Raw genomic sequence first — 12,879 nt, 5'->3', positions numbered from 1 at the left:
AGATGTGTATAAGAGACAGGAGTTACCATACGGGCAACATTCAAAATACCAAGACTCCAGTAGAAAAACCCCATACATCTGAGGTATTTGGCAGAGGCATCCAGAACTGCCACCGCACTCTTTCCAACAAACAACATGGAAAGTGTACGCCCTGCAAAAATCAGTAAAATTCCCGCTGCAATACCATATCCTACTCCCACTGTAATACCACAGCGCAGGCCTTTCTTAATCCTGTCAGACTGTCCTGCTCCAAGATTCTGACTACAGAATACAGAAGCAGAGGTTGCAATAGCATCAAATGGACACATGGTAAACTGCTTGATCTTCATTGCCGCAGTGAAGGCTGATACATATGTACTTCCCAGTCCGTTGTTCGCTGACTGCATGACCATACTTCCGATAGCTGTGATTGAAAACTGGAGTCCCGTAGGCATTCCCATTGCCAGAAGTTCCTTTACTGCATTCCTCTTTATTGCCCTGTTTTCTTTCTTTAACCACAGAAGTTTCATCTTGCGGATAATAAAAATAAGACACAAAATCCCGCTAATTGCCTGTGCAGAAATCGTTGCAATGGCAGCTCCGGCACATCCAAGTCTCAGCACTACAATACAGAATAAATCCAGAAAAATGTTCAGAACAGCAGATAACGCCAGAAATATAAACGGTGTCCTGCTGTCTCCCACTGATCGTAAAATACTGGACAGATAGTTATATAAAATCGTAAACGGAATCCCCAAGAAAATGATCAGCAGATAGTTGTATGCATTGTCATAAATGTCCTCCGGTACTGATAGAATATGTAAGATCTGAGGACATAAAGCACTGCATAATGCAGTCAGGATCACTGCGATTCCAGCACATAATACAGCTCCAGTGACATGCTCTCACCACTTAAATCTTACAGATTTTGAAGTGGGAGCTTCCTGCTCGATTACCCTTCAGAGCAAAGCTAAAACAGGCTATCCCCGCGTGTCCCGTGGTTCTTTTTATCCGGTTACGGATTTTTTCTGTGCTATTATGCACATTTTTTATATATTCTTTTTCCTTCTTTCAGAATATTGACCGCCGCATTCACATCACGGTCCATCCGGTTTCCACATTCGCATAGGTATATCCGTTCTGATAATGCCAGCTCTTTCTTCTTATGTCCACATACGCTGCATATCTTACTGGATGCAAAATATCTGTCTACTTTTATCAGATATTTTCCGCGTTCTTCCAGCTTATATCCAAGCATGGAAAGGAACTGACCGTATCCGTTATCCTGTATCCCTTTTCCGAAATGCAGGCCTCCGGCTATCCCCTTCAGGTCCAGATCCTCCACACATACTGCGTCATAGTCTTCTGCAAGGCTGTGGCTGAGCTTATGCTGGAAATCCTTCCTCTGGTTCTTTATCTTTTCATGATATAAAGCAACCTTTTTCTTCTGTTTCTGATAGTTACGGCTGCCCTTTTCACATCTGGAAAGTTTTCTCTGTTCCCGGGCAAGTTTTTTCTCTGCATTCCGGTAAAACATGGGATATCCGGCTCTTTCACCGGTAGAAAATACACACATCCCATGCATGGCAAAATCAATCCCCAGAAATTTTTCCGCCTGTCTTTTCTCCACTGTTTGGTTTTCACAGTCGAACAGCAGGCTGGCAAAATATTTTCCGGACGGTTCCCTGCTCACAGTCACTGATTTCAGCTTCCATCCCTCCGGGATCATACGGTGGAGTTTTATTTTTACCGGCTGCATCTTTGGCAGTTTCAGAAACCTGTCCTGCAGACATATATTCCCATTTACCATATTCGTTGTATAGGATTTCCGCGAATGTTTTTTTGATTTATAATGTGGAAATCCCACTCCCGGTTCCCGGAAAAATTTTCGGAAAGCCCCTTCCAGATTTAACTGCACATTCGCCAGCGCAAGAGAATCTACCTCTTTCAGCCATGGATATTCTTTTTTATATCCGGCCGGCGTATTTTTCAGCATCTTTTTTTCTTCCTGATAATAACGGATCTTATCCGCAAGCATCCGGTTATAGAGAAAACGGCTGCAGCCGATTGTCTTCTCTATCTGGGTTATCTGTTCTTTATTTGGATATATCCTTATTTTTACTGCCCGGTTTATCTTTCTCACCCTGACTCTCTATATACTGATGAATTGTTTCAACAGGTGCTATATTTCAAAAATTTCTTTTGCTCTCTCTAACAGCTTATCGTCCAGCATCTTTCTGCTATATTTCATAACCAGAATCAAACAAAAACACTGAATGAGAATTATTATCTAAACTCATTATGTACACTCACTTATTGCTTATTTCGACCGTCCAATTTTTAAGAGCATATTGTTCTTTTTCTATTATAATATATTTATTGTATCAGAACAAGTGTTTTTGTGATTTTTTATGAATTTGAGCAGACATGCTCGAACTTAAATGTATTTTTAACTTCCAGTTGGCAAGAGTAAAGGGGGTGCGGATGTTTTCTTGGACTAAATTGCTATTCCTAAACTACGTCTATATTGAAATGGACTCATTCCACCCAACGATATTTTAATTCGAGTTTCATTATACCAATGTATATATTCGTTTAATTTATGTATAAATGAATCAATAGATGCATGGTTCCAGTCTCTTCCATAAAACATTTCATTCTTTAGACGACCAAAAAATCCTTCGCATGCAGAATTATCCGAAGAGCATCCTTTCTTTGACATAGAGCGGGTAAGACCGGCATTGTCCATGAGATTTATCCGTTCCGGCCAACGATAATGACATCCTCGATCAGAATGAACTAGAGGATGCTCTGAAGGATCAAGCTGCTCAATAGCTTTTTGAAGCATGGTATTTGCAAGTTCGGAGTTTGGGGAAGTGCCAATTGTTCAGGAAACAACCATTCCATCAAAACAATCTATAATAGGGGACAGATAGATTTTGCCTGCTGGGATATGAAACTCTGTTATATCTGTAAGCCATTTTTCGTTTGGTTTTTTAGCTGAAAAATCACGTTTTATTATGTTATCAACTTCAGGAGTGATCTCCCCCTTATAAGAGTTATATTTTCTTTTTCTTGCTGCTTTAACGATTAATTGTTCCTCGTTCATTATACGACGGACTATTTTTTCAGAAACAATAATACCATCTTTTTTTAACAGACAATGTATGCGACGACAGCCATATATTTCTTTATTACATATAAAGAGCTCTTTTATTTGTTGGCGTAATTCTTTATATTTGTCTTTGCTTTTTATGCATTGTACCTGATAACAGTAGCTACTTTTAGAAAGCTTTAAAACAGGTAGCAGTTCATTTAATTTATATTTATTACGTAGGGCATCAATCAAGAAAACTTTTTCACGATTAGTCAATTGATCAAGATTGATGCCCTCCTCTTTTTTTAAGATATCGCCTGCCTTTTCGAGAACGTCACGCTCTAATTGAAGTTTATATACATCGTTTTCGAGACGTTTGACTTTAGCTTCCAGTTCTGCTTTCTCACGTATTAATTGTTCGATGCTTTTATCTTCAGCAGGAGGTTGGATCATTTTCAAAGTTCTCCCTTCACCAAGTAGTTCTTTTCTCCAAATAGAAACAGCAGATGGAGTAACACCATATATTTTGGCTATCTGTGATATCTTTAAGTTACCTTTGCATGATTCCATTACTGCTTGTATTTTTTCTTCTTGGGAACATCTTACATGAGGTTTAAAAGATTTACAACGTCTTTTACCTTCCTCTGGAAAAAGTTCTTTAACCCATTGTATAAGAAGAGGTCTGCTTGGGTATCCAAGTGCTTTTACCGTCTGCAATGCATTTCGGTCATGAGCAAAGTAATAATCAACAGCGTCTCGCTTTTCCCTGTCAGAAAATTTACTGACCTTTTTGCGCCCCTTATGAAGATCATTCGACTCTGAATACTCTCTATACCAACGCTTGAGATTTGATGCATCAGGGTAACCTAATTTACTAACTGTGTATGCTGCATTATATCCACAGTTGATATAAAACTTTACAGCACGGATGCGGTCTTCGTAAGAATACATATGAACCTCCTAACTCTTAGTTGGTCCAAGATTTTGTCCGCATCTCCGGATAATCTACAGTTGGAAATTAGTTTTTCATTTAAGTCAGACATGCTCGAAACATGCTCGAATGTGCAATTCATCCCATCACCTATAGAGGTGAGGGAATTCTTGCTACGATTGTTAAATCCAAGTGTTTTCATAAGTCAGACGGATATTCGCAATTGCATCAAGAGATTTACTCGATTCGGTTAACAAAAAAAGCCCTACAAAACGCTATCTGAGCGCATTGTAGGACTGTATATATTTACTTAGCCTTTAATACCGGAAGATGCAATACCTTCTACATAGTATTTCTGCATGAAGATGAACATGATGATCATCGGAATTGCAGAGATTACCAGTGCTGCCATGATTGCACTGTAATGTACAGGCTGTGTTCCGAAGAAGGACTGAACCGCGAGCTGGATCGTACGCTTATCTTCACCGGTCATAACCAGGAATGGCCACATAAAGTCATTCCAGTGAGCGACGAAATCAAGGATAAATACAGTTGCATATACAGTCTTGGAAATCGGCATAACAATCTTGAAGAAAGTTCCTGCCGGACGACATCCGTCAATTGCAGCCGCCTCGATCAGATCATCCGGAATATCACAGAAAAACTGACGGAACATATAGATGGAGAAACATTTTGCTACAAAAGGAATTACCAGTGCTGCAAGTGTGTTTACCCAGCCAAGCTGTGACATTTCAATATATAATGGGAGCATGATTGCTTCCATCGGAAGTACCATCAGGGCTACTACCAGATTCATGATTGCGCCTTTTCCTTTGAACTCAAATTTTGCAAGCGCATAACCACACATGGAGTTTACAAGCAGATCAAGAACCAGGATGAGTGCAATGTAAAGCAAGGTGTTCTTAAATACCTGAGGAAGATTCATTCTGGTAAATACTTCTACATAGTTATTAAAAGAAGCCGATACCGGAAAGAATGTTTTCAGTGAGTTCATATTTGCAAAAATCTGAGCTTCCGGTTTCAGAGACGCGGAAATCATCCAGATCAGAGGAGAAACAAAGATAATACCTATGACAATATTTCCAAAATAAAACATAAATTTGGAAAAAGCCGCTGAAAATTTCATTGATGATTTTTTCATTTTCCTGTCCTCCTTAATCAGTTGCAGTAGTTACTTTCTTCATTAACAGTGACATTGCCACAACAATAACGAAGAATACAGTTGCGATTGAGCAGGCATAACCAAAGTTACCTTTCTGGAAGCCCTGTGTATAAATATAATATACCAGAGTTTTGGTGGAGTTCTTTGGTCCGCCCTGTGTCATGATGTATGGCTGTGTGAACAGCTTCATTGCCTGAATCATAGTGATCATAACAACATATTTTATAGTTCCTTTCAGTCCCGGAAGTGTGATAAACAGGAACTGATTCCATTTGTTTGCACCATCTACAGATGCTGCCTCATATTGATCTTTCGGAATTCCCTGAAGACCTGCCAGGAAAATCATCATCTGATAACCTGCGCCCTGCCATGCAGACATGAAGATAATGGAGTTCATGGCTGTATGCTCATTGCTCAGGAAATTAATAGGATCCATTCCCAGTGATACCAGCAGAGAATTGATAAGACCAGTGTTTGGATTTGCATTGTAAAGTACTGACCACAAAACAGAAATAACAACCATAGAAGTTAACTGTGGACTAAAATACATTGTTCTGAATACTGCGACTCCGCGGAATTTCTTTGAAACCAGAAGTGCCAGTCCAAGTGCCAGTATACACTGTACAGGTACAACAACTACTGTGAAATATACAGTATTTTTCAGAGCCATCCAGAAGTTTTTATCCTGGAACAGTTTCTGATAGTTTTCAATACCAATCATCTTTATGGCATCCGGTCTCATAATCTGATATTTAAATCCGGAATAGTAAACGGTATAGATCATCGGTACAACCAGAAATGCGATCAGAAGGATAACTGCCGGAACAGTAAATGCATATGCAGTGATTCTCTCGTCACGTTTTCTGCCTGTCAGCTTCGTCTTAGCCATAATCCTTTCCCCCTTTTAACAAACTTAAAACGGCCGCACCGCAGAAGCGATGCGGCCAGGTTTCTATCCTGATTATTCAGCGTAGTATGTTTCGTAATCTTCTGTGAATGTTTCTGCTACTGTATCAAGTTCAGACTGGATATAATCATCATCAACTTCTCCGTTTGTAGCTGCATCAGAGAGGATATTTGTCATTGCTTCAGCATATGCAGAAGAGAATGTTGCATAGGAAGGTGTTCTTGGACGTGGAACTGCTGTGTTGTTCAGCTGTTCAACCATAAGTGCACGTGCTCCTTCTTTGTAATCAGCCATTGCTTCTTCATCATAAGCAGAGTTACGTGTTGCAGGTTTTGCGATTGCTGCTGCATAAGTTGCTACATTTTCGCTGTTCATCAGCCACTGAAGGAATTCACCTGCTGCATCCGGATTCTCACAATCCTTGCTTACTGCTGCTGCCCAGTCACCACAAGGAGAAACTGCTGTACCTGTTTCAGATACCGGATAGTATGTTACACCCCAGTCAAAATCTGCATTTGCTTCCAGAGTTGCAACCTCCCATGAACCACCAAGCATTGTTGCACATGCACCGTTTAAGAACTCGTCTGTGATCGGCTCAATGTTTGCATATCCTTTTGCAATAAGATCTGCAAGGTAAGAAGTTGTTTTTACTGCTTCTTCGCTGTTTACATATCCATCAGCTTCCTTACCATCTTCGCTGATGTAGTCTTTTCCTTCAGAGATATACATTGGCTCTAATGCATATGGAAGACCTTCACCATGATCCATGATAATGTGTGTTCCCACATAATTATCTGTTGTACACTTCTCAGCGATCTCTGCCATCTCATCCCATGTGATCGGGTTGTCTAATGTACGGGAATCAAGGTCATCTGTATCAACACCGCACTCTTTGAGGTATTCTTTATTGTAATAGAATGCTACAGAAGATTCTGTTGCACCGATTGCATATAACTGTCCGTCATAGGTATTCTGAGCAATGGATGAAGGAACGAAATCAGAAAGATCATCCTCTGTAAAATAATCATTCAGCGGAATGCTGATTCCGTTTGCTGCATAGTAGGAAACCTGCGGTCCGTCTACATAGAAGATATCCGGAAGGTCATTGGATGTTACTGCTGTAGCAATTTTGTTATCATATGCATAGGAATCGGAACGGTCGATTGCTTCACGTGAGACCTGGATATTCGGGTTTGCTTCGTTCCACTCTGCAATCTTCTCAGTCCACCATGCCTCTACCTGTTCTCTGTCTGTCGGGCTCCAGATTGTAATGTTTACTACATCACCATCTTTTGCCATTGCCGGTACTGCACTGAACATTGTAGTTGCCGCCATTGTGAGTGCCAGAATTACGCTCATTCTTTTTTTCATGTTTCTTTCCTCCTGATAAAATATATTGTTTTTTGAGGTTACATCTCCTTAATCTCGTTCAGGAAATGCTGCTTTTATGAAACCCGTTCCATGTATTTCCTTTTTTAACCACAGCTATTTCGCTGTGCTAAAAGGCTTTATTTAATCTCTTGTGGAACCCGTTTCATATGATGGTTTTATCATAATCTCTCTTGCCTTATTTGTCAATAGATTTTAGCTTGAAAATCCTGTTTTCGCATCAATTCGTATATTTTTACAATATAAGTTATCTGTTTTTATATATTTTTCACAATCATATCTGGGTTTTTTCTTTGCTATATTTATATTAAATTTCCTATATTCCGTTATTTTTTACACGTTCCAAAAAAGGAGAGGGGAAAATAGAATTCTCAATTTTCCCCCTCTTCTTTCTATTTATTTTTTCATTTTTATGGAACCCTTACCATTTTTTTACTGCCGGCAGATATATGGCACATTGCTTTAAGCAAATATCGTTACTGTTCACTCCGTTCTCAGTAACTTAGCCAAATATCTGTATTCTACGGATTTATTTCCAGATAGATTTCATTTCACAGATTTTAACCTGCGCTTCTTTATCACTGTTCAGACAGAAGATACCCTGGCTGCTGCTATTGTAAAACAGTCTGGTTCCTGCATCTTCTCCATCATTTAAATATACCTCAATTGTTCTTCCGTCTACAAAAATTTCTACATTTCTGCATTTTTCCACAGAAGAAACAAACTGTACCTTATCGCTCTTCACACCGACCATTTTAAAGAATACTTTTCCCCCTTCTGCAGTCAGACTGATGGATTTATCCCCATCCTGACCAAGAAGAATGTTGAAATCTCCCGTTTCTTCAAATAATACAGATGCATAATATCTGTTATCTGCAATGGAGCCGACTTTAATCTCACTGCCTGTGCCTTCATATACTGTATCACCCAGAAGAGTATAAACTTCCTCTACAGGTTTTGTATATACATGTTCATTCTTCACATGAAGTTCTCTTGGCAGAGTCATGCTTCCATAAGCTCCCGACTCTGTAGCAATATGCTCTCCATAGAAATCACTGATCCAACCGATCAGTATCCTGCGGTCTTCATGCTGAAAACTCTGTGCTGCATAGCAGTTGCTTCCAAAGTCTACCCACTGCTGTGTATGGACATCCATTGCATCACCGTTCCAATCTCCCACATAATATCTGCACTGCTGGAATCTTCCGTATTCATCATAATGACTCATCCATGCTCCCATAGCTACATATCTGTCATCCAGTGGGAAAAAGTCCGGACACTCAATGGTTCTGATCTTTGTTTCCTCTGTGATCAGAGGACATCTGTACTTCCATTTCTCTGCATCTTCAGATTCGTACAGAAGAAATGTTCCTTTTTCATCTACGCATGCACCTAATACAATATAATATTTCTCACCAATTTTAATTGCTTTCGGATCGCGGAAATCATAGTTAGTACCTTCCGGTTTCTCCCTGATAATCTCTTTTTCCGGCTCAAAATGGATCATATCACTACTCTTTGTCATTGTCTGATACTGAACAGTGTCCCATCCGTCATCCTGCGGTCCGATATGTCTTGTGAGATAGAAGTACACCTCATCTCCCATCGGAAGTGCACTTCCGGAGAAAGCACCTCCTTTGATTGCAAGATTGTCCAGAATTTCTTCCTGAGGTTCTAACACAACCGGAAGATGTGTCCAGTGCACCAGATCCTTGCTTGCTGCATGTCCCCAGTACATATTATTCCACTCCTGCCCAAAAGGATTCAGCTGATAGAAAAGGTGATAATAGCCCTTAAACCAACAAAGTCCGTTCGGATCATTATTCCAGTTCACAACCGGTGAAAAATGATACTGTTCTCTATATGGAGTATCTATGAAATGAAGGAACTCTTCTTTATTCATCTCTTTATAATTGTCTGTAGTATCCAGCACACAGATTCCATTTTCCATAATGTTTTCACATTCACTTAAATAAGCAAATGTTATTGTGCAGTCCTGTGTTGAGATTTCATATTCTGTATTTCTGCTTACCGGAAATTTAATCCAGTTTCCATAGATATGTTTCAGTTCTTTTGTCTCTGTTGTGCTTTCTTTTACGTTTTTCAGAAGCACACTGCCTTTTTTGCCTTCATCCGGTTTTACAAATAATTCCAGACATTCATAATTCCCTGTGTACATATGTAAATCCCCTTTCTGATATTTGTCATATTTATAGTAATCCTCGTAAATAATAGATGTGGTACCCGTTCCATACGCATTGAAATAAAAAAGCCCCCTGTCAGCAGGGCTTATCATGTATTATGAAATACTATCTGAAACATAATAAAGCACAAATTATTGATACTTTATATGTGGTACCCGTTCCATTTGTATAAAGTATATGATGTAAATTAGATTTTGTCAATATAGTACTGCTTTTTCCCTAAATTAGACAAAAAAAAGAAGAGATATTTGTGTATTTTTATCGATACCTAAATCTCTTCTTTAAAAACTCATGGACTGTCAAATAATAGTCTATATGACCATATCTACAGGATAAGTTGTCTGTCCCTGATACAATTCTACAGGGATAATCTGCTTATTCGGTACAGGTCTTCGGTTTTCTATCAGATCAACCACAGAATTAGCACTGAGTTCTGCAAGCATCTTTATATTTTGCCTGATGCTGGTAGCTTCCGGATAAACCAGTCTGGATATATCCGTTCCATCATATGTTACGATTTTTAACTCTTCCGGTATCTTTATTCCTGCTTTCAGTGCCAGATGCATAATATTGAGCACAGGCTGATCAGTTCCAAACACACCATCGATTCCATCAAAAGTTTCCATTACCTTTCTGGCACTTTCCCAGTAATCCTCATGGCCAAACCTGTTCCACTCCAGAATCAGATCTACCACTTCAATTCCTTGTTTTTTCAGAGTTTTTTTCAGTACTGTATGTTTATCATTTGCCACAATATTTGGTGACACACCGAATATATTTAGTACTTTTTTACATTTATTCCGAATCAAAACCTCCGCTGCCAGTCTGCCGCCGGTTACATGATCCGACCCGATCATCGGGATTTCCGGTCCGAAATCTCTGTCAAAGGAAATGATAGCATGTTTTCTTTTCAGGTATTTCTCTCCTTCCAGTGTATGAGAGCCGGCAATAATGCCATCTACCATATTTCGATCCAGCATATCCAGAAATTCTTCTTCTCTGTTGCTGACTCCTATAGTACTTGAAATCAGAGTCTTATACCCCAATTCATACAAAGCTGCCTCTGTCTGTCTCACATAACTTGAAAAAAACGGATGATCTACATCCGGCACCAGTATTCCTACAATTCCTGTTTTATTACGAAACAGATTTCTCGCCAATTCATTTGGTGTATACTCTAATTCTTCAATTGCTTTTTCAATTTTCTTTTTTGTATCAGCTGATACATACCCATTTCCGTTTATAACTCTGGAAACGGTTCCCACCCCTACGCCTGCTCTGCGCGCTACATCTCTTATACTCGCCATACTTACTTTTCCTATTCTGTTATTACTTTTCACAGTCACATAATAGTTACTGTTCATACGCCTATCCTGCAAGGTATTTTGACATGCATATACCAAAATTCCATTGCTGCAGACAAGCTAGAATAAAGTTTAATAAGATAAGTATAGCACTGCGCATTTGTTCTTACAATTAATAAGTTGCCGAAAAGCAGCCCTTTCTTTCGTCAAACTGGAACATGTTCCAGTTATGTATCCAGGCAGTCCTGCACAGACTGCCTCTTTTTTCCAACTCTTATACCATACAATTTACGTTTTATACTTATTGAACATCCCCGCTTACTTCTGTTATTCATTTTTGTCTTACGTAAAAAGGATGCCGAGCAAATCCGACATCCTTTTTGCTGTTAACTTATGTTTATTTGCAGCAATCCTCATAAATAATACATTTGAGAGGTTTGCTATAGAAATGATGCAATTTATTTGTTATCCTGCTACTATTATTCGCCTCTGTGTTTACCCTGAGACAGATCTTCCACTACTTTTGCATAGTATTTATCTACGTTGAAGAATGCCATGCAGATTACACAGATTACAAATGTGATAACCGGTATCCATGCGAATGCGATTGAAATAGAGGACAGTGCAGATGCGCTCTGAATCTTAAGCTGTGCCTCAACAACTGCGTTGTAGATTTTCTTCTTTTCTTCAGCACTGACTGTTTCCTGTGCCATGCCTTCTACACCGTTGAGAACTGACTGTCCACCCTTTGTATCGCAGCCAACTGCAAGAGAGTTAAACAGGCACCATTCACCACAGATTACCGGAAAGTATTCCTGCATTTCTTCGATGTCCTTTTTCAGCTCTTTTACATATTTCACGTACTCTTCTACAGTCTGCTGGCAGCCCTTCATTTCTGCAACCATCAGATACTGGTGAGTATCCAGAACTACGTTCTTGTATTTGTCTTCACGCATAAAATCTTTCCATGCTTTTAAGCAGAATGCATCATGGAATACAACATATTTGTCTTCCGGCATATGTTTGCGGATTCTGTCGTATGCTTCCAGATAAAAACCACGGATGAATTCCATTGTATTTGGCTTTGTTCCTTTGGCTTTCTCAGGATCAACTGCAGGATAGCGTTCTGTAACCTTCATGGATTCCCACATATCTTCCAGTATTGGCTCATTCAGGATGTGAACCTCACATGGCTAAAGTCACGTGCTTCCAGACGCTTTAGGCGTCAGACTAAATATCGGCGGATACGCCTGTAACTTAGGTCTGCACAGTTATGTGCTTTTTCCATGCCGGATACGGCAGGTTCCCACATTACAGGTAATCCGCTGTATATCTGCCTGTGTTTATGCTGCTTTTAAGATCTCCATTTGCAGATGAAGTTCTCTTAAGTCTGCATAAACACATGAGGTTCTACGCTTTACAGGAGGGACTTTTGCCTCCAGCAAAGACCTTTCCGTTGCCGGAAGGGGTTTTAAAAGTTCTCTGATAAAATATCTCGCCCCTATATTATAGGATGCTGACAGGTCACAATTATATCGTTTTCCTGTCTGGAAAGTACAGAGGCTGTGATTTTCCCAGTCACGTGTTACCGCCCCGAAACCATCATAAGCCAATCTGCTGGTATTCCATGCGCAGATCCTGGATACCCGCATCCCTTTCCTGTGTGCCTGATGTTCACAACACTTCTGGATATCTCTTTTTCTCCACAGGTGCAGTTTCTGTTTTTTCTTTCCCGATATCTTCCCCTGCATCTCCAGATACTCGAACACGATCACATCTGCATGGTTTTCTTCCGCATATCTTACAATCGCACCTGCAGTCTTTTTACCCAGTTCTGTGTTCAGACGTTTCGTATATGCCCATCTTCCCTGTGTCTGCGCAGAGC

General features: G+C 39.8%; 11 protein-coding genes. All 11 read right to left on the bottom strand.

Annotated features, from left to right (window positions below):
* Positions 1 to 845 (bottom strand): MATE family efflux transporter (locus ACTNES_RS15590; RefSeq protein WP_441040044.1); only part of this gene is annotated, 845 nt, incomplete at its 3' end.
* Positions 846 to 1,015: 170 nt separating this feature from the next.
* Positions 1,016 to 2,122: an RNA-guided endonuclease TnpB family protein gene (locus ACTNES_RS15585; RefSeq protein ID WP_441040042.1), complete on the bottom strand. Its 1,107-nt coding sequence runs from the start codon at positions 2,120 to 2,122 to the stop codon at positions 1,016 to 1,018.
* 354 nt (positions 2,123 to 2,476) lie between these two features.
* Entirely contained in the window at positions 2,477 to 2,728 is a 252-nt protein-coding gene (locus ACTNES_RS15580) for an IS3 family transposase (RefSeq protein WP_441040040.1), read from the bottom strand.
* Positions 2,729 to 2,866: 138 nt separating this feature from the next.
* The gene (locus tag ACTNES_RS15575) at positions 2,867 to 4,027 is read right to left on the bottom strand and encodes an IS3 family transposase (protein ID WP_441040038.1); all 1,161 of its coding nucleotides are present in this window, start codon (positions 4,025 to 4,027) and stop codon (positions 2,867 to 2,869) included.
* A gap of 290 nt (positions 4,028 to 4,317) precedes the next feature.
* Positions 4,318 to 5,169, bottom strand: a complete 852-nt coding sequence (locus tag ACTNES_RS15570) for a carbohydrate ABC transporter permease (RefSeq protein ID WP_441040036.1) — start codon at positions 5,167 to 5,169, stop codon at positions 4,318 to 4,320.
* A 13-nt stretch (positions 5,170 to 5,182) separates the two neighbouring features.
* Entirely contained in the window at positions 5,183 to 6,079 is an 897-nt protein-coding gene (locus ACTNES_RS15565; RefSeq protein WP_256280924.1) for a carbohydrate ABC transporter permease, read from the bottom strand.
* Positions 6,080 to 6,151: 72 nt separating this feature from the next.
* Entirely contained in the window at positions 6,152 to 7,468 is a 1,317-nt protein-coding gene (locus ACTNES_RS15560) for an ABC transporter substrate-binding protein (protein ID WP_291817601.1), read from the bottom strand.
* Between the two features lie 547 nt (positions 7,469 to 8,015).
* A complete protein-coding gene (locus tag ACTNES_RS15555; RefSeq protein WP_441040033.1) occupies positions 8,016 to 9,665 on the bottom strand; it encodes a glycoside hydrolase family 32 protein in 1,650 nt (549 codons plus the stop codon).
* 336 nt (positions 9,666 to 10,001) lie between these two features.
* Entirely contained in the window at positions 10,002 to 10,997 is a 996-nt protein-coding gene (locus ACTNES_RS15550; protein WP_291817598.1) for a LacI family DNA-binding transcriptional regulator, read from the bottom strand.
* Between the two features lie 476 nt (positions 10,998 to 11,473).
* Positions 11,474 to 12,133: a hypothetical protein gene (locus tag ACTNES_RS15545; protein ID WP_441040031.1), complete on the bottom strand. Its 660-nt coding sequence runs from the start codon at positions 12,131 to 12,133 to the stop codon at positions 11,474 to 11,476.
* Positions 12,134 to 12,337: 204 nt separating this feature from the next.
* Positions 12,338 to 12,879, bottom strand: a 542-nt coding sequence (locus tag ACTNES_RS15540; RefSeq protein ID WP_441040029.1) for an IS200/IS605 family accessory protein TnpB-related protein, incomplete at its 5' end; no start/stop codon positions are given.

The sequence above is a fragment of the Blautia sp. HCP3S3_D9 genome (genome assembly GCF_052063845.1).
Lineage (GTDB): Bacteria > Bacillota > Clostridia > Lachnospirales > Lachnospiraceae > Blautia_A.
This window is presented reverse-complemented; position numbering and strand designations above follow the sequence as displayed.